17 protein-coding genes are annotated in these 17,379 nt (G+C 40.6%); 15 read left to right on the top strand and 2 right to left on the bottom strand.

The genetic code is table 11. The features are described 5' to 3' along the window. The 6 genes from resB (at nucleotide 1) to C4B60_RS04295 (ending at nucleotide 7,442) form a co-directional block, all read left to right on the top strand. Entirely contained in the window at nucleotides 1-1,674 is a 1,674-nt protein-coding gene (gene resB, locus C4B60_RS04320) for a cytochrome c biogenesis protein ResB (RefSeq protein WP_104056787.1), read from the top strand. Continuing rightward, on the top strand, nucleotides 1,658-2,845 hold the full coding sequence (gene ccsB, locus C4B60_RS04315; protein ID WP_104056786.1) for a c-type cytochrome biogenesis protein CcsB: 1,188 nt from the start codon (nucleotides 1,658-1,660) through the stop codon (nucleotides 2,843-2,845). The genes resB and ccsB overlap by 17 nt, the downstream gene beginning before the upstream one ends. Before the next feature lie 70 nt (nucleotides 2,846-2,915). Continuing rightward, complete coding sequence (locus tag C4B60_RS04310; RefSeq protein ID WP_104056785.1) at nucleotides 2,916-3,632, top strand: response regulator transcription factor; 717 nt, start codon at nucleotides 2,916-2,918, stop codon at nucleotides 3,630-3,632. Then, nucleotides 3,629-5,401 (top strand): ATP-binding protein, encoded by a 1,773-nt coding sequence (locus C4B60_RS04305; RefSeq protein WP_104056784.1) that lies wholly within the window; start codon nucleotides 3,629-3,631, stop codon nucleotides 5,399-5,401. Before C4B60_RS04310 ends, C4B60_RS04305 begins: the two co-directional genes overlap by 4 nt. Nucleotides 5,402-5,605: 204 nt before the next feature. Then, nucleotides 5,606-6,163: an RNA polymerase sigma factor SigX gene (gene sigX, locus C4B60_RS04300; RefSeq protein ID WP_104056783.1), complete on the top strand. Its 558-nt coding sequence runs from the start codon at nucleotides 5,606-5,608 to the stop codon at nucleotides 6,161-6,163. Then, entirely contained in the window at nucleotides 6,129-7,442 is a 1,314-nt protein-coding gene (locus C4B60_RS04295) for a hypothetical protein (protein ID WP_104056782.1), read from the top strand. Before sigX ends, C4B60_RS04295 begins: the two co-directional genes overlap by 35 nt. Before the next feature lie 58 nt (nucleotides 7,443-7,500). On the opposite strand, the gene C4B60_RS04290 is transcribed toward C4B60_RS04295, so the two are convergent. Further along, nucleotides 7,501-7,749 carry a ferredoxin gene (locus tag C4B60_RS04290; protein WP_041058062.1) on the bottom strand — a complete coding sequence of 83 codons (249 nt, stop codon included), beginning with the start codon at nucleotides 7,747-7,749 and terminating at the stop codon, nucleotides 7,501-7,503. Between the two features lie 224 nt (nucleotides 7,750-7,973). Here C4B60_RS04290 and C4B60_RS04285 point away from each other — a divergent pair, with 224 nt between their 5' ends. From C4B60_RS04285 to C4B60_RS04250, 8 genes are all read left to right on the top strand, one after another. After that, on the top strand, nucleotides 7,974-9,098 hold the full coding sequence (locus C4B60_RS04285) for a YpbB family protein (RefSeq protein ID WP_104056781.1): 1,125 nt from the start codon (nucleotides 7,974-7,976) through the stop codon (nucleotides 9,096-9,098). Next, complete coding sequence (locus C4B60_RS04280; RefSeq protein WP_104056780.1) at nucleotides 9,035-10,477, top strand: RecQ family ATP-dependent DNA helicase; 1,443 nt, start codon at nucleotides 9,035-9,037, stop codon at nucleotides 10,475-10,477. The genes C4B60_RS04285 and C4B60_RS04280 overlap by 64 nt, the downstream gene beginning before the upstream one ends. Before the next feature lie 4 nt (nucleotides 10,478-10,481). Then, nucleotides 10,482-11,060 carry a CPBP family intramembrane glutamic endopeptidase gene (locus C4B60_RS04275; RefSeq protein ID WP_104056779.1) on the top strand — a complete coding sequence of 193 codons (579 nt, stop codon included), beginning with the start codon at nucleotides 10,482-10,484 and terminating at the stop codon, nucleotides 11,058-11,060. Between the two features lie 18 nt (nucleotides 11,061-11,078). Further along, on the top strand, nucleotides 11,079-11,768 hold the full coding sequence (locus tag C4B60_RS04270; RefSeq protein WP_104056778.1) for a LysM peptidoglycan-binding domain-containing protein: 690 nt from the start codon (nucleotides 11,079-11,081) through the stop codon (nucleotides 11,766-11,768). An 82-nt stretch (nucleotides 11,769-11,850) separates the two neighbouring features. Beyond that, nucleotides 11,851-12,483 (top strand): CBS domain-containing protein, encoded by a 633-nt coding sequence (locus tag C4B60_RS04265; protein ID WP_104056777.1) that lies wholly within the window; start codon nucleotides 11,851-11,853, stop codon nucleotides 12,481-12,483. A 41-nt stretch (nucleotides 12,484-12,524) separates the two neighbouring features. Beyond that, nucleotides 12,525-13,340 (top strand): metallophosphoesterase, encoded by an 816-nt coding sequence (locus C4B60_RS04260; protein WP_104056776.1) that lies wholly within the window; start codon nucleotides 12,525-12,527, stop codon nucleotides 13,338-13,340. 99 nt (nucleotides 13,341-13,439) lie between these two features. After that, the gene (locus C4B60_RS04255; protein ID WP_104056775.1) at nucleotides 13,440-14,339 is read left to right on the top strand and encodes a MerR family transcriptional regulator; all 900 of its coding nucleotides are present in this window, start codon (nucleotides 13,440-13,442) and stop codon (nucleotides 14,337-14,339) included. 233 nt (nucleotides 14,340-14,572) lie between these two features. After that, nucleotides 14,573-15,538: a YpdA family putative bacillithiol disulfide reductase gene (locus C4B60_RS04250; RefSeq protein ID WP_104056774.1), complete on the top strand. Its 966-nt coding sequence runs from the start codon at nucleotides 14,573-14,575 to the stop codon at nucleotides 15,536-15,538. A 56-nt stretch (nucleotides 15,539-15,594) separates the two neighbouring features. Here C4B60_RS04250 and C4B60_RS04245 read toward each other — a convergent pair whose 3' ends face one another. Continuing rightward, nucleotides 15,595-16,566, bottom strand: a complete 972-nt coding sequence (locus C4B60_RS04245) for an asparaginase (protein ID WP_104056773.1) — start codon at nucleotides 16,564-16,566, stop codon at nucleotides 15,595-15,597. A gap of 87 nt (nucleotides 16,567-16,653) precedes the next feature. On the opposite strand from C4B60_RS04245, the gene prsW reads away from it, so the two are divergent. Then, the gene (gene prsW, locus C4B60_RS04240) at nucleotides 16,654-17,322 is read left to right on the top strand and encodes a glutamic-type intramembrane protease PrsW (protein ID WP_104056772.1); all 669 of its coding nucleotides are present in this window, start codon (nucleotides 16,654-16,656) and stop codon (nucleotides 17,320-17,322) included. Nucleotides 17,323-17,379: the final 57 nt, after the last annotated feature.

Below are 17,379 nucleotides of genomic sequence, written 5' to 3'. Positions count from 1 at the left end.
ATGAGTGAAATAACGTGCAAGTGCGGGCATGTGAATCCGGAGGGAACGGAGCTCTGTTTATCATGCGGCCGTGCTTTAACCACGGATGCAGAAGAGAAAAAGACAAGCGATGTGATGCGTTACGAGGGAATGGCCAGACGCTCTCAGACTTATAACGGGTCAATAATTGATAAAGTCTGGAACTTCTTTTCTTCCGTAAAAGTAGGGGTTTGGCTGATCGTCATAACTCTTTCCGCTTCAGCATTAGGAACCATCTTTCCGCAAGTTTTATTTATTTCTCCACTGGAAGCACCCGAAGTGTATTATGAAGAGCGCTATGGAGTGGCAGGGGAAATATACTATATCCTGGGTTTTCATGACCTGTATAATTCATGGTGGTATTTGCTTTTAATTGCAGCCATTGGAACCTCGATCATTATTGCCAGTCTCGACAGGGTCATCCCTTTATATAAAGCGTTAAAGCATCAGCGTGTAAATCGGCATGCTTCTTTTATGAAAAGACAACGCATTTATACAGAGTATCCCCTCTATTCATCTGACACCTTTTCAAAAATCAAGGATGGACTGAGAAATAAAAGATACCGGATTCGGGAGGAGGATGGAAATCTTCTGGCTGAAAAGGGCAGGTTTTCACGCTGGGGGCCATATGTGAATCATACAGGTCTCATCATCTTTTTAATCGGTGCTATGCTGCGATTTGTGCCGGGAATGTATGTCGATGAGGTCATGTGGATCAGAGAAGGGGAAACAATGGCTATTCCGGGAACAGATCAGGAATATTTTCTAAAAAGTGAAGGCTTCACTGTAGAAACCTACGACGCTGATGAAGATAAAGAGGTTTTTGGAGCGACAATTGACAGGGTTGGAGCTATAGCGAAAAACTTCCAGACTGATGCCATTTTATTAAAGAGAGAAGATGGCGTCGCAGGAGATTCAAGCAACCTGGTCGAAGTTGAAGAACACCCGATCCGGGTAAACCAGCCGTTTAAATTTGATAATTTTGCTCTTTATCAGGTGGATTTCAGACAAGGGGAGTTCCGCTCGATGTCTTTCAATCTTGTTCAAAAGGAATCAGGAGATTCATTTGGACCATTTGAAATCGATCTTACACAGCCTGAGGATGAATACCAGCTCGACGATGATCACAGAGTTGAGCTTATGGGCTATTATCCTGATTTCTCAGGATTTGAAAACGGGGAACCGCAAAGTCCTTCTCCTGTTCCTAATAATCCTGCATTTTTATTTAAATTGTTCTCACCGGAGCACCCTGACGGTGAAGTTGCATTTATTGCCATCCAGCAGAATTTGGAGCCGCTTGGGGAAAATGATTATCAATTAAGCTTTAATGGGGTCGAAACAAGAGATGTTTCCGGTCTGACAGTCAGAAAAGATCTGACACTCTGGATATTGGCACTTGGCGGTGCAATCTTTATGATTGGGGTTGTGCAGGGAGCATACTGGAACCACCGAAGAGTATGGGTGAAAAGGACCGAAGAAGGCGGAATGTTGGTTTCCGGTCATACGAATAAAAATTGGTTTGGCTTACGGAAAGACCTGGAAGCCGCCTTTACTAATACAGGATTAGAGCAGCCAAAGGACCAGCATGAACAAAATTTAAATAAAGTATCCGCTGGCGGCGCAAAGGAGGAAGAGAATCGTGACACAACTAGCTAGTCTGAGCAGTACGCTGCTTTATGTGGCCTTTGTGTTGTATTTGATTGCGACTGCATTTTTTGCCGGATCAATTAAATCAAAAAAGCATACGAACCAGACAGGTAAAAATAGATGGGCAACGATCGCTATTACGATTACGATTATCGGTTTTGTCTCTCAACTGGGTTATTTTATCACCAGGTGGATCGCTTCGGGACATGCACCTTTAAGCAATCTATTTGAATTCATTACATTTTTCGGCATGATGCTCATTGCGGCTTTTATCATTATTTATTTTATTTACCGTGCGCATGTATTGGGCGTATTTGCACTGCCGATAGCACTTCTGATAATTGCCTACTCAAGCATGTTCCCGCGTGATATCAGCCCGCTAATCCCGGCGCTTCAAAGTGACTGGCTTGCCATTCATGTATCAACAGTCGCAGCCGGCGAAGCGATCCTTGCGATCAGTTTTGTTGCCGGTCTGATATATTTACTGAAGGACGTGGACTTAGCGAAAAAAGGAAAACAAACCTTTTGGCTTGAAGCGGTGCTGTTTAGTTTAGTCATTGTGGTCGGATTTATTGCAGCTACGACAACTTCACAAATTACAGGATATGAATCCGAATTTTCTCACATCAATACAGAAGGCAATGAAGATGTTGCTGAGTACCACCTGCCGGCTCTTGTGATTCCGCATCAGGGGGAATTAGTGACAGAAAATCGTTTTGCTTCACCGGTTGAAATGCCTGCGATTGTAAATGCTTCACGATTAAATACTGTAATTTGGTCCATTATGGTAGGGACAGTATTGTACCTATTAACACGCCTTATTTTCAGAAGAAGCATTTCAGCACTGCTGCAGCCTTTAGTGCGAAAGGTTAATCTTAATCTTATGGATGAGGTAGGATACCGTTCTGTATTGATCGGTTTTCCTGTCTTTACACTCGGCGGGTTGGTTTTTGCCATGATATGGGCACAAATCGCATGGACACGCTTCTGGGGCTGGGACCCTAAAGAGGTATGGGCACTTATTACATGGTTGTTTTACGCTGCGTTTTTGCATCTTCGTTTGTCCAGAGGATGGGAAGGAAATCGTTCTGCTTGGCTTGCCGTAATCGGTTTTGCTATTATTATGTTTAACTTAGTTGCTGTAAACTTAATTATTGCCGGTTTACATTCTTATGCTTAAATAGTTGCCCTCACCAAAAGTGAGGGCTCATTTTAAATAAGGATGTTTACACCTATAAGGAGGAAGCTGAATGAGTGAGATGGGTCATATTCTGGTAGTAGATGATGAAGAAAGAATTCGGCGTCTGCTAAAGATGTATCTTGAGCGTGAAGGATATTCAATTAAGGAAGCTGAGGACGGGGATCAGGCGCTTTCTCTTGCATTGGAGGAAAACTTCGACTGTATCCTGCTTGATTTGATGATGCCTGGAAAAGACGGGATTCAAGTTTGCAGCGAGCTTCGGGAAGTAAAAGCAACACCCGTAATTATGCTTACTGCTAAAGGAGAAGAAGCAAACCGTGTTCAGGGCTTTGAAGTAGGAACAGATGATTATATCGTAAAGCCCTTCAGTCCGCGTGAGGTTGTGCTGCGGGTAAAAGCGCTGCTTCGTCGTTCTTCTACCACCAACTATTTGCAGACAGAAACAAAAGCAAAGGATATGATTGCCTATCCTCATCTCGTCATAGATAATGACGCTCACCGGGTAACAGCAGATGGACATGAAGTAACTCTGACACCAAAAGAATATGAACTGCTGCTTTTTTTGGCCAAAAGTCCGGATAAAGTATATGATCGCGAACAGCTGTTAAAAGAAGTATGGCATTATGAATTTTTTGGCGATTTACGAACAGTAGATACCCATGTTAAGCGCTTGCGGGAAAAGCTAAACCGTGTATCTGAACAGGCGGGCAAAATGATCGTAACCGTATGGGGTGTAGGGTATAAGTTTGAGGTAATTGATGAATGAGAATATGGCGCAGTGTAGTAGGCAAGCTTTGGATGACCATCCTATTGCTTGTCTGCTTTGTTTTGTTCATGCTGACTATTTTATTGCTTGAATTTTTTCAAAATTATCACGTTGAGGAAGTAGAGCAGTCGCTGACATTTGAAGCACAAAAAATAGCCAGAATCCTTGAAGACCATCAGGATATGGATATAAGCATCCAAATCATATCTGAAATAGTAGATGAACCAGTTTATGCACTTGTAATGATTGAAGGTGGAGAAACCTTTACTTCAAATCCTGAAACGATGTATCAGCAGCAGATCAGAACGATGATCGAAGAAAATCAGGAGTTTTCAGCTGTCCTTAATCAGAAGCAGCAGGTGCAAAAAGAGCTTTCAATTCAGACTGAGGAAACATCAAACCGCTATGATAATGTCATTATTACCGGAGCTCCTGTTAATCTAACTGACGGAAGCGAGGGTGCAGTATTTGTATACCAGTCTTTAGAGGCTATTCAGCAGACGACTGAACAAACGACCCGACTGATTGTTTTAGCGGCTGGAATTGCCATTATCTTAACGACAATATTTGCTTTCTTTTTGTCCACACGGATTACTGCTCCTCTTAGAAAAATGAGAGAAGGGGCATTCGAAGTGGCACGGGGGAAATTTGACACGAAGGTGCCTATTTTAACCCAGGATGAAATCGGCGAACTCGCAACAGCTTTTAACCAAATGGGAAGACAGCTTAAGCATCATTTAGATGCCCTAAGCCAGGAAAAAGAACAGCTGTCAAGCATATTAAGCTCAATGGCTGACGGCGTCATTACATTTAACCGGGACGGCACCATTTTAATATCCAACCCTCCGGCTGACCGCTTCCTCCACTTCTGGTATCAGGAACAGGAAACATTAAAAAATGAAGCTCTGCCTCCGGAATTAAACGAATTAATGCTGCGGGTCATGGAAACAGATGAAGAACAGCTGGGTGAAGTTACCATCCAGGGAAGAACTTTCGTGACCATTCTCAGTCCTCTTTACAGCGGCAACCTGGTCCGGGGAGCGGTTGCAGTAATAAGGGATATGACAGAAGAGCGGCGGCTCGAGAAGCTTCGCAAGGACTTTATTGCCAATGTATCTCATGAGCTGAGAACACCGATCTCCATGCTGCAGGGATACAGTGAAGCCATTGTTGATGATATCCCTCAAACAGAAGAAGAAAAAAGAGAAATTGCAAAAATAATCTACGATGAATCCTTAAGAATGGGCCGGCTCGTTAATGAACTTTTAGATCTTGCACGTATTGAAGCCGGACATATCACCCTTCATTATGAAAGATTAAAAGTACAGGCTTTTTTTGAAAGAATAGTGAACAAATTCGGGGTTGTGTCTAAAGAAAAGGATATAAAGCTTTATATTGAATCGGCTTTAAACAGTGAAGAAGAATGGAGCTTTGACCCTGACCGGATGGAGCAGGTGCTGACTAATTTACTCGACAATGCGCTTCGGCATACGCATGACGGCGGGACCATCAAATTAGTGCTTAAAAAATCGGAAAAAGGTCTTTGCGTTGAAGTGATGGACTCCGGTATTGGAATTCCGGAAGATGATCTTCCTTATATTTTTGAACGGTTTTATAAAGCAGATAAAGCAAGAACCCGGGGCAAAGCCGGAACAGGGCTTGGTCTTGCGATTGTTAAAAATCTGATTCATGCCCATAAAGGGACGATTGAAGTTGAGAGTAATATTAACAAAGGGACAACCTTCCGTTTTTATTTACCGGAAAACTAACAAACATACTAAGATTAGTGTGGGCACCATCATCGACGGATGATGGTGCCCACTAATCTTAGTATGTTTTAATTGAAACTTTAGGAATCATCATATGGATTTAAACCTGCGTATCTTTTTTGAGGACGTCTGGTATAGTACACTAGAAATGAAACTTTCTTTATATTACATACGACTAATGATATGAACGGGGAGGAGAAGTAAATGGACTCCGTTTTTCACAGGCTATACAAGGAATATCAGCAGGATGTCTTTCAGTTCTTAATTTATTTAGTGAAAAACAGAGATACCGCTGAAGACTTAATGCAAGAGGTTTTTATACGGGTAATGAAATCCTACGGGAATTTTGAGGGGAAAAGCTCAGAAAAAACGTGGCTTTTTTCGATCGCAAAAAATGTGGCCATTGACCACTTCCGCAAACAAACTACCATCAAAAAAAGAATTCTCGAAACCTTTGATTGGAATCAGAGAGAGCTCGTTTCCAAGGACACGCTTCCTCAGGAAATTGTGGAGCAATCAGAAGAAATCCAGGAGCTTTACTCGCTTCTTGACCGATGTAAAACAGACTACAAACTGGTGGTTGTTATGCGCTATATACAGGAACTAAGTATAGTAGAAACTGCAGAAATTCTCGGATGGACACAAGGAAAGGTCAAAACAACACAGCATAGAGCCATTAAACATTTAAGGGAGCTAATGTCTCATAAAAGGAAGGAGGAGGAAGAAGATGAGCGGTTCAAAATGGAACGATCAGGAGATTAAAGATCTTCTTAAAAAAATGCCAAAAATGAAAAGCGGCCAATCGGCTGAAGACCTGTACGCTCAAATCCAGAGAGAAGAACAAAAGAAAGCCGCAAAAAAACCCCCGATCTGGGTACCAGTTGGAGCCGGGCTCGCTTCTGTCGGTCTGCTTATCTTATTGCTTCCTCCACTTTTACCTGATCAAGAAAGCATGAACAGCTCAGCTGGCAACGAACAGGCGGCTTATGATTCAGGAAGCCATGATACGGATGAGTTTAGCTCCAGCTCTACAGAATCCTCAGATGATCGAAGAGAGAATGAAATGGAATTTGCCGATAAAGAGAAACATGAGGCTGATAAAGATTCAGCAGAAATTTTCTCATCTGAAGAAGCAGCTCCTGAAGAAGAGACCTCTGACAATTTTACAGCATCCGATCAGGGACAGGAGTCAGATGAGAATCAGGAAGAGATGGAAAGCCAGGCGCCGCTTGAAGAGAGCGGGGAGACCGAATTATTATTTGCGTCTGAATTAAACGGGAAAGCGTATTTATCAACCGCTCTTGTAACACCTGATTCACACATTATCCCAATGACATTTGTTTTGCCTGTGGATTTTTCCGGTCAGACACCGTGGGAACTGTACAATAGATGGGCTGGACAAATTGATGAAGAAGGCTTAGGGTTTATCGAGTTTCATCCGATCAGCACCCAGGTAGAAAACGCAGGCGGCAATGTGCTCACAGCAAACATTGATCAGCCGGAGAACTACCTTGAGGAAGAGCCTACATCTGTTTTTGAGGATGTAATGAATGCAACCTTTGGAAATGACGGGAGAGTTCAGCTGCAGCTCCTGCCTGATGAAGACAATAATAGTGTTCAGGCAAACGAACCATTTGAACTGGATAATAGCAAAAAAGGCTATTACATCTTTGAGCAATCAACAGGTGATTATTATATGGTCCAATCAGTAAGATCTTTTGACACGGTTGAAGAAGCAATTTACAGTATGCAGTTTGAGCTGCCTGATGATCAATATGAAAATGCGATATCAGAGCAACTTGAGCTGACTGTAAATAAAGCAGGCGACCAGCTTGAAATTACACTCGAAAATTCTCTGGATGATCAGGCTGAACAGGAAAAGCTTCAGTTTGTAGAGGCTGTTTTACTTACTGCCGCCTCCTTTGACTTTGAAGAAGTGATATTTTCAAATGTATCCAAAGAACCTGTATCAGGAATAGATCTTACTCTTCCGGTTGAAGTACCAGTCGGAATGAACACACACTATCTTGCGGAAAACTGACAGAAACGAATATAAAAAAATGCTGTGATCAGATAAATAGGATCACAGCATTTTTTTGCTATTCAAATTTTAATGCATCGCCATTAAATGGCTCGTCAGCTACCTTAATTGAGTCAGTCGGACAGCCTTCAAATGCGTCAAGCATATCGTCAAAAAGAACGTCTGGCACTTCTACCGTTCCTTCATTATCATCCAGCGTTACAAACGCAATGCCTTCGTCATCATAATCATAAATATCAGGGGCAGCAGCTCCGCATGCTCCGCAGGCAATGCATGTATCTTTGTCGACAATTGTGTATTTAGCCAATGGAATTCCCTCCTAATTCAGTAAATCTCCGAACAATACGATGAAAAAGTATCATTTACCATTCTAAACATAGGTCCAAACATTTTCAATAGAAAGATCCCTAATATTACAGTTAAGTTTGCTCCTTTAAGTAAAAGTTTACCCGATTAGACAAAAAGAAAACTGTCAACAATCGACAGAAACATGATAAAATAAGGAATCGATATTGCCAAAGGGGATCATCCATGAATTATTTAGATGCCATCTTATTAATGTGCTTTCGTATATTTAATGGAGATCGCAGCCGCTCCGCAATCTACCATCTGCTTACAGGTAAAAAAATCTCTCAGACCATTCAGGATGCCCATCTTTATGGCATTTCAAATCTATTTCAAACGATGCCAGCTATGTCGAGATCTGATTTTGACAAGAGCTGCCAAAATATAATAGAGCAAAAACTGATTCTGCAAAAGGAAGACAGGCATTATATACTAACTGAAAAAGGGGATAAATCTGCTTCTGTTTTTTTTAAGAATCACCCTTTTCCCAGATGCCTCGAAGGTTGGAAATATCATGACCGTGCTCAGATTTTTTGGAAGCGGCTTTCTCTGCTGGTTCAAACCCTTTCTTATACCATTCATGGAGAATCACGGTTTTATCCGGTTCAGCGTGACCCTGACATCCAGCGGTGGGTAAGATCTGCATTTCAGGAATTAGGCCCGGATCGTAAGAAAAAAACATTACGGCTTTATGATGAACTCATCCAGCTTTGCAGTGACAGCCGGTTTCCAGACAATCCTGATTTCCTGATTCAGCGTTTAACCGGTTATGAAAAGATTGGCTGGACCGCTGAACAACTGGCAGCCCATTTTCAAATAGATTCTGCAGAAGTCCATTTTCGATTTTTAAATATACTGCATTATGTGATGGCTGAAATAGATAATGCACATAAAAGATACCCGATCCTGCATTCTATGCAACAGGATCTTCTTAAAAAACAGCTTATTTTCACAAGCTCTACAGAAAAAACATTCCAGCTAATGGCGAGCTGCAGGTCCATCCCAAAGATCGCCAAAGAAAGAAAGCTAAAAGAGAGTACAATTGAAGACCACATAATTGAAATTGCCTTAATGTCTCCAGCGTTTGCAGTTGAAGAATTTGTACCTCAAACGCTGCAGGAGAAAATATGGAAGGCTGCAAGCAATTCAAACAATAAAAAAATGCGTGAATTGAAGCAGGCAGTTCCAGAAGCAAGCTTTTTTCAAATCCGGCTGGTGCTGGTAACCAGGGGAAGGGAGGATGGGAAATGGAAGAAATACTATACAGAAAATTCGGTTTTACATCCTTCAGAGAAGGCCAGAAAGAAATAATCGAAAGCGTAGTAAGCGGCAAAGACACTGTTGCTATGCTGCCTACCGGTTCCGGGAAATCATTATGCTATCAAATGCCTTCCTATCTGTTAAATATACAGGTTCTTATCGTCTCCCCCCTATTATCTCTTATGCAGGATCAGGTGGAGCAGATTAAATACCGGGGCGAAAAAAGCGTAATTGCTTTGAATTCGTTTCTGCCCTATAAAGAAAAAGTCCAGGCCTTACATAACCTCAGGCAATTTAGGTTTATTTTCATCTCACCTGAAATGCTCGTACTTCCTGAAGTTAAAAAGGCGCTCGCTTCTTGTCTCATACGTCTTTTTGTAGTGGATGAAGCTCATTGTATTTCTCAATGGGGTCCTGATTTCCGTCCCGATTACATGCTTCTTGGAGAAGTGAAGAAGCAATTGGGTTCCCCCGTGACACTGGCACTTACAGCAACAGCTACGCAAAAAATCAGAAGCGATATTCGTACCGCATTAAAATTAAGTTCACCAGCTGAATGGGTTTATTCGGTCAACCGTCCTAATATTGCATTAAACGTCAAGCAAATTGATTCCTTTCAGCAAAAAATTGAAATACTAAAAGAGTATATGAGGACTATTTCTTCTCCTGGAATCGTGTATTTTTCAAGCAAACGCCTGGCGGATGAGTTGGCAGCAGAGATGCATCAGCATTTGGACAGGCAAATAGCAAGCTATCATGCAGGTCTTGACACGGAGCAGAGAATTCTTATCCAACAGCAATTTTTAAATGATCAGCTTGATTGGATATTTGCAACAAGTGCATTTGGAATGGGAGTGAATAAAGAAAATATAAGAACAGTCATCCATTTTCATATGCCTTCAAGCATGGAATCATTTGTCCAGGAAATTGGCCGTGCTGGAAGGGACGGTAAAAAAAGTGTTTCAATCCTGTTATACTTAAAAGGGGATGAAAAAATAACGGGAAATTTGCTGGAACTTGAAAACCTGTCTTTACGTCAAATAAATGAATACAAAAAAATAAGGCAGGAAACCGTTAATCAAAAGGTTGTCGAGGAAAAAGCAGGCATCTCGGAAATCCAGTACAGAGTATTAAACTATTTTGAAAAACACGAAAATCATAAAAATTGGGAAGAAAACGTTTTTCGTTTAATGTCTGACAGGCTGCGAGAAAGAAAAGAGCAATTAACTCAAATGACATTTTATGCCACAAGCCCCACATGTAGAAGAAGGCTGGTAATTGAAAGTTTTAACGAAAGAGAATTTAGCAGCAAGGCTCATTGCTGTGATGTTTGCGGGCTTAATTTAGAGGATTTTTCCACTGAGGATAAAGGAGCTGGATCCGCTGCCCAGTCATGGGAAAAACGCTTAGCCCGGTTGCTGCTGGTATAATTGAATGAGAAATCAGGAGGAAGCAATCAGACAGATGACCGGCTACCAGCTTTACCGCTATGCCATTCTTACACAAATTTTTCTGCTTTTGGCATCAATAATTGGCGGGATTTTTGCTTTTAATGCCATTTCTCAGTTTTTCGACCTTTTTAATTTTAATTTAACTTACATAGTGGCAGGGATTATGCTTGGTATTCTAATTGCTGCTGCGGATTTAGCGCTAATGAACCATCTAAAAGAAAGCTATTATGATGATGGAGGAGTAAATGAAAAAATATTTTCTTCCCTTACTCCCGTAAAAATTGTATGGTTTTCTCTAATCGTCGCTATATCTGAAGAATTATTTTTTCGGGGGATCATTCAGACCAATACAAATCTCTGGGTAGCAAGCTTGCTTTTTGCTGCAGTTCACGTGAGGTACCTAAGGCATTGGTACCTTGCATTAAATATCCTTATATTAAGTTTTATTATAGGGGGTGTATATGAGTGGACTGCAAGCCTTTGGACTGTGATCAGCCTCCATTTTACCGTTAACACAATGCTTGGCCTTTATGTCTATAGAAAATCGAAACACAACATATGAAAAAAGAAGGGGAATTACATGAAAAGAGATCCTTATCGTGACCAGGCAAATAAAACCCGGCAGGAATTAAAAACCAAGGATAAAGAAGAAAAAATCGAAGATAATGGAACAGCCTCCAGACTTGAGCTGCAAAATAAGAAAAGAGAAGAAAAAGCAGCTCAAAAAAAACCTTTTCCATTAATTCGGGTCCTGCTAGCTTTATTCGTGCTGCTCCCGCTTACGGTCACTCTATTATCGTTAACAATATTTAAAGGCGACAATGGGATTCCAAGTGCAACAATTGACAGGGATAACACAGTGCAGGTTGACAGAAATGACCAAAGAGCAAACACCGAGACACCTGCTGAGGAGGAGCCTCCTGAAACGAATGAACCGGCTGTGACAGAAGAGCCGGAAGAAGAACCTGTAACAGCAGAAGAACCTGTATTAGAAGAAGAGCCGGAAGAAGCTGAGGAGCCAGCGGTCGAAGAAGAACCTGCTGCAGAAACAGAGGTCGAAGAAGTGATCGAAGAGCAGGAAGCGCCTGAGGAAACCGTTGAAGAAGAGCCCGCTGCTGCAACTCATGTTGTGCAGGCAAGCGAAACCTTATACAGAATATCGGTAAATTACTTCGGCACTGGTGACAGAGTGGATGAAATCAGACAAATGAACGGCTTGGGAAGCAATGATATACATGAAGGACAGGTGTTAAAAATCCCTTCCCAGTAACAGAATAATTTTTCCGCAAGCAGGAAAAACCACTTAACTATCGAATGTTAAAAAAGAGACCCTAAATTATGAGGTGAAGATAATGTTTGTTAAAAGTGCCATGGTGCCTAAAACCAAGTGTTATACTGTACAGGCTTCGGAATCAATTAAAAATGTAATTACCTTATTGGAAAAATATGGAATTGACGGGATCCCTGTACTTAATGGAAGTCAATATTCGGGAGTTGTTACCCGGTATCATGTTTATCAGGCTTATTTTGAATCTGGTCTTTCAAAAGAAGAATTTTATGAGTCAAAAACCGCGGAGGATATTGCCACCTTTAAAGAAAAATTTTTAAAGGGAGATGAAATATTCGAAACCACGCTTTACGAATTAAATGATTTTCCTTTATTAAGTGTTGTGGATGGACAAGGGGAATTTATGGGAATTGTCACCCGCTATGATGTACTGAATCAGTTTCAAAGTGCGTTTGGAATGCATAAAAAAGGAATACGTATCGCTTTTACATCCGTTGAGACAGAAGGAAGAATCTCAAGACTTGCGGATATTATTCAGCAATTTCACGAATCGGTTATTTCCCTTGTTACGTTTGATGAAACAGATAAGCTTGTGAGAAGAATCGTCTTAAAGATTGAAAAAAGGGATAATGTAGATAAATTCCTTAAAAAACTTGAAAAATCGGGTTTTAGAATATTGGATATAAAAGAAGATTAAACCAGCACATTTCCTCTGCTAAAAGCAGAGGAAATGTTTTTATGTTAAAAGCCGTATTCGAGCAGGCAGAACAGGTGGAGAAAAAAATGAAAAAACTAGCAGGTTTATTTCTATTGGGGATAACATTTGGCGCTTACATGGTTAAAAGGGCATTTGAAAATAATATTGATTACAAAACGCTTGAGCTCGAGCACTATTCTTTTAAAAAGAAATCAACTATTTTTTTTATTTCAGATGTTCACCGCCGGGTTCTTTCAGACCGCTTTATCGCCGCCATTCCAAGCGCAGACGCTGTGATAATTGGTGGGGACCTTGTTGAAAAAGGGATGCCTTTATCCAGGGTTGAAGAAAATCTGAAGCAGCTGTCGCAAAAAGGGCCTTTGTATTTTGTGTATGGTAACAATGATGAGGAAGTTGACAGAATCAAACTGAACGAAATTTTTGATCGATGTCATGTTACAGTTCTTGAAAACAGTGCAGTAAAACTGAAGGAAGAGGATGGTCATCCTCTTTGGCTTGCCGGCATTGGGGATGCGAGCTCTGAAAAGGATGATGTTGCGCTCGCTCTCTCCTATGTCAACTGCCATGATCCTATCATTCTGATCAGTCACGACCCAAGAGGCGTGATAGAAGAAATTCCAAAGGATAGAAAAGTGATACTTATTCTTAGTGGTCATACGCACGGCGGACAGATAAGAATTTTTGGGATGGGTCCATATGAGCTTGGCGGGCTAAAAAAATCCGGATCAACAATCCACTTGATCAGTAATGGCTATGGTACATCCGCTTTTCCCATAAGACTTGGTGCAGCACCGGAAACACATTTTATTACTCTCAAAAACCTGAACAATAGGTAAAAAAGTATCTGCGTTATATAAAACCTATACAAAGTTTACACAAGCAGGTTCCAGGGCTATAATTTGTATGAAGAACTGAGTCGCAAGGGGGCAACGATGATGGCTGTTGAAGAAGGAAAATATAATATAAAAGCTGTCTCCACAATGGTTGGCATTCAACCGGGCACTATGCGGGCATGGGAAAGGCGCTACCAGATCATAGAACCTGTACGAAATGAATCCGGACACCGCTTATATACAGATGAACATGTAAGGAAATTAAAATGGCTGGTTAATAAGGTAAATGCCGGCTTTACCATTAGTCAGGCAGTTGTGCTCCTGGAGCAAAATAAAGAAAGTTATAAAGATCCGGCAAATGGGTTACAAGACAGGGTTGAAATGTATCAGGATGATTTAATTGAAGCATTGCTTCGCTTTGATGAATCAAAATCACATGAATTAATCAATCAGGCTTTTTCGCTTTATACAATTGATAAGGTTTTAATCGATATACTTGGTTCTGTATTGGTGAGGATCGGTCGGCTGTGGGAAGAGAAAAAGATTACTACAGCGCACGAGCATTTTGCAACGTCAATTCTTCGTTCAAGGATTGGAATATTAATGCACTCCTTCCCTCATAATGGACTGCTTCCGAAAGTGGTAGCTGTTTGCGCACCCGGTGAATGGCATGAATTAGGATTGCTCATTTTTACATTATACGTCAGAAGAAAAGGCTTTGAGGTTATTTACTTAGGAACAAGTATTAAAGAAGGAGATATTGATATAGTCCTTGAGACAGTTGAGCCAAGTTTTTTATTTTTGTCCTGCACGCTTACTGACAATTTGCCAAAGGCTCTATCTTTAATAGACCGGCTAAAAAAAGAACACAAAAAGCTTTCAATAGGAATTGGCGGATTTGCAGTGGATTCCCTTCAATCTGATGAAAGGAAATCATACTCAAATCATATTGTCGGCATTACAAAGGATGATTGGGAACAATGGCTGATGGATAGAGTATAAGCGCAATGACCACTTGCTGGCGCCTTAGTCCGCAAGTTATTCATTGCGTTATACATACAGGTTTTACTTTAAAAAGGTCAAAAAATACATACTAGCCTTCTTTTGATTCCGATTTTTGTGGGGCATGGAGCAAAGAAGGCTCATTCGTTGAAATCAGCTTTTGAATCACCTATCATAGAACGAGACAGGGGACTTTCTCCCGAACCACCGTAAATTGGCAGGAGTGAAGCATAGTGGAGCATGAAAAAGTTATTATTGTAGGAGGAGGACCATGTGGTTTGGCTACAGCTATTGCCTTGAAAAAAAAGGGGATAGAAGCCTTAATTATAGAAAAAGGCAATGTAGTTAATACCATTTTTGAATATCCTACTCATCAGACATTTTTTTCATCAAGTGAAAAGCTTTCAATTGGAAATGTACCATTCATTATTGAAGAGCATAAACCTAAACGTAACCAGGCGCTGGTTTATTATAGAGAGGTCGCAAAGAGAGAACAAATTCGAATCAACCGGTTTGAAAAAGTAGAGGCTATTAACAAAACTGATCAGCACTTTAAAGTAAAAACCTCAAAAAGATCTTATACAGCTGATTACATCGTGATTGCAACCGGGTATTACGATCATCCAAACTCATTATGTGTCCCTGGAGACAATCTTCCAAAGGTCTCGCATTATTTTAAAGAGGCACACCCTTATTTTGATACAGATGTTGCGATTATTGGCGGGAAAAATTCTGCTGTGGATGCCGCAATTGAGTTGGAAAAGGCAGGAGCAAGAGTCACCGTCATTTACAGAGGTGAATCGTATTCTCCAAGTGTAAAACCGTGGATTCTTCCTCAGTTTGAAGCCCTTGTAAAAAATGATTTGATCACTCTTCATTTTGAAGCAAGTGTGACAAAAATTGATAAAGAGTTCCTCTATTATTCACAGCATGGCAAGAATTTTAAGTTAAAAAATGATTTTGTATTTGCGATGATTGGCTATCACCCTGACCACGATTTCCTTAGAAATATGAATGTTGGAATAGATGAAGAATCAGGCCGCCCTCTTCATCATCCTGAAACGATGGAGACCAATGAAGAAGGTATTTACATTGCAGGAGTAATTGCGGCTGGTAATAATGCCAATGAAATATTTATTGAAAACGGCCGTTTTCATGGTGAACAAATTGCAAATTCCATTTCAAAAAAAGAAGCATAAAATCAATAAAAAAGCCTTTTCCATTAAATGAGGAAAAGGCTTTTGTTTATTTCAGCCTATTTAAACATTCTTGAAATAAAGGCGTGATCATTAGATTGGGCGAGGCCAATCATTAATTTCAGCCGTGCTTTTTGGCCATTGAGACCGTTTGAAAAAATAACACCAAGTTCTTTTAACTGCCGTCCGCCTCCGTCATATCCGTAAACATCCTGTGCAATGCCGTTAAAACAACGGGAGACGAGTACCACTGGGATTTTTTTGCTGATTAAATGCTTAATCCCTTTTATCGTATCAGGTGGCAGGTTGCCTTGTCCCAGCGCTTCAATCACAACTCCGTCAAAGCCAAGGTCGTGCAAGCTTGAAAAAAGTTTTGAATCCATCCCGGCATAGGCTTTTAAGATAGCAACTTTTTTGTCCGCTTCTGTCAATGTATATTTCACATCAGACTTAGGTGTATGGTGGAACATTACTCCGCCTTTTGTAACAATTCCAATCGGACCATACTGAGGACTTTGAAAGGTGGATACGTTACTTGCGTGTGTTTTTGTTACATTTACAGCGGTATGTATTTCATCGTTCAGCACGACAAGAACACCTTTTCCGTATGCTTCATCACTGCAGGCAACCCGAACAGAGCTTATAAGATTATAAAGTCCGTCTGATCCAATTTCATTAGATGACCTCATTGCTCCGGTTAAGACCATTGGAATAGATAAGCGAACAGTCAGATCAAGAAAATAGGCCGTTTCTTCGAGTGTGTCTGTACCGTGCGTAACTACGACACCATCAATTCCTGATTCCAAATAGTATTTTTCGATCAGCTGCTTTATTTGGAGCATATGATCTGGCGTAATATGAGGCGAGGGAAGAGTAAATGGCGCTTCCACAATTAAGTCGGCATAATCACTTATTTGTGCTGATTGCTCAACAACGGGATTGCTTTCGCCCGGTACCACTGCGCCGCTTTGATCCTCCGCCATCGAAATAGTTCCTCCAGTATGAATAAGTAAAATAGATTTTTTTGGCATAAGGTTTCCTCCCAGACTCGTTTCACTATGTTCAACATTTCTACTACATGATACGATTATAAAAACAGATTGAAAAGAGGCACTTTTATGATTGCCATTATTTCAGCGGCAATAGCACCGGGTCTGGCATTGCTCAGCTATTTTTATTTAAGGGACCAATATGGAACAGAACCTGTACGGACTGTTCTCAGAGCTTTTTTACTGGGTTTATCCGTAACATTTCCAATCATGTTTGTTCAATATGTGCTTGAATCAGAACAAATATTTTCGACGATATTTTTTCGTTCATTTCTACAGTACGGACTGTTGGAAGAATTTTTTAAATGGTTTATTTTATACTTTTTTATTTTCCACCTGGTGGAATTTGACGAGCCATATGATGGAATTGTGTATGGTGCTGCTGTATCCCTTGGTTTTGCTACATTTGAAAATGTTCTGTATTTAGCAGCTAATGGATTGGAAACCGCTTTTGGAAGAGCTCTCCTTCCTGTATCAAGCCATGCTCTATTTGGCGTAATAATGGGCTATTACACTGGAAAAGCTAAGTTTTCTCCAAAGGTAAAAAAAAGAAGATTTTTATTTTACTCAATTGCTGTACCGGTAGGGCTTCACAGTTTATATGATTTCATTATATTAAGCTTTAACAACTGGGTTTATTTTATTATTCCCTTCATGCTGTTTTTATGGTGGTTTGGATTATGGAAAGTAAAAAAAGCGCATATCTTAACCGAGCTGCATCACAGACAGCTGGGCTAAAAAGGCTGGTCATTATATTAAATGATCCGGCCTTTTTTAATTGGATGTATAGGTTGA

The sequence above is a fragment of the Jeotgalibacillus proteolyticus genome, assembly GCF_002926065.1.
Taxonomy (GTDB): domain Bacteria; phylum Bacillota; class Bacilli; order Bacillales; family Jeotgalibacillaceae; genus Jeotgalibacillus; species Jeotgalibacillus proteolyticus.
This window is presented reverse-complemented; position numbering and strand designations above follow the sequence as displayed.

Excerpts from the sequence above, each read along its gene's own strand:
- prsW (WP_104056772.1), top strand. The coding sequence starts at position 16,654 with ATGATTGCCATTATTTCAGCGGCAATAGCACCGGGTCTGGCATTGCTC.
- C4B60_RS04275 (WP_104056779.1), top strand. The coding sequence starts at position 10,482 with ATGAGAAATCAGGAGGAAGCAATCAGACAGATGACCGGCTACCAGCTT.
- C4B60_RS04265 (WP_104056777.1), top strand. The coding sequence starts at position 11,851 with ATGTTTGTTAAAAGTGCCATGGTGCCTAAAACCAAGTGTTATACTGTA.
- C4B60_RS04295 (WP_104056782.1), top strand. The coding sequence starts at position 6,129 with ATGAGCGGTTCAAAATGGAACGATCAGGAGATTAAAGATCTTCTTAAA.
- sigX (WP_104056783.1), top strand. The coding sequence starts at position 5,606 with ATGGACTCCGTTTTTCACAGGCTATACAAGGAATATCAGCAGGATGTC.
- C4B60_RS04310 (WP_104056785.1), top strand. The coding sequence starts at position 2,916 with ATGAGTGAGATGGGTCATATTCTGGTAGTAGATGATGAAGAAAGAATT.
- C4B60_RS04280 (WP_104056780.1), top strand. The coding sequence starts at position 9,035 with ATGGAAGAAATACTATACAGAAAATTCGGTTTTACATCCTTCAGAGAA.
- C4B60_RS04305 (WP_104056784.1), top strand. The coding sequence starts at position 3,629 with ATGAGAATATGGCGCAGTGTAGTAGGCAAGCTTTGGATGACCATCCTA.
- C4B60_RS04270 (WP_104056778.1), top strand. The coding sequence starts at position 11,079 with ATGAAAAGAGATCCTTATCGTGACCAGGCAAATAAAACCCGGCAGGAA.
- C4B60_RS04285 (WP_104056781.1), top strand. The coding sequence starts at position 7,974 with ATGAATTATTTAGATGCCATCTTATTAATGTGCTTTCGTATATTTAAT.
- resB (WP_104056787.1), top strand. The coding sequence starts at position 1 with ATGAGTGAAATAACGTGCAAGTGCGGGCATGTGAATCCGGAGGGAACG.
- C4B60_RS04255 (WP_104056775.1), top strand. The coding sequence starts at position 13,440 with ATGGCTGTTGAAGAAGGAAAATATAATATAAAAGCTGTCTCCACAATG.
- C4B60_RS04245 (WP_104056773.1), bottom strand. The coding sequence starts at position 16,566 with ATGCCAAAAAAATCTATTTTACTTATTCATACTGGAGGAACTATTTCG.
- C4B60_RS04260 (WP_104056776.1), top strand. The coding sequence starts at position 12,525 with ATGTTAAAAGCCGTATTCGAGCAGGCAGAACAGGTGGAGAAAAAAATG.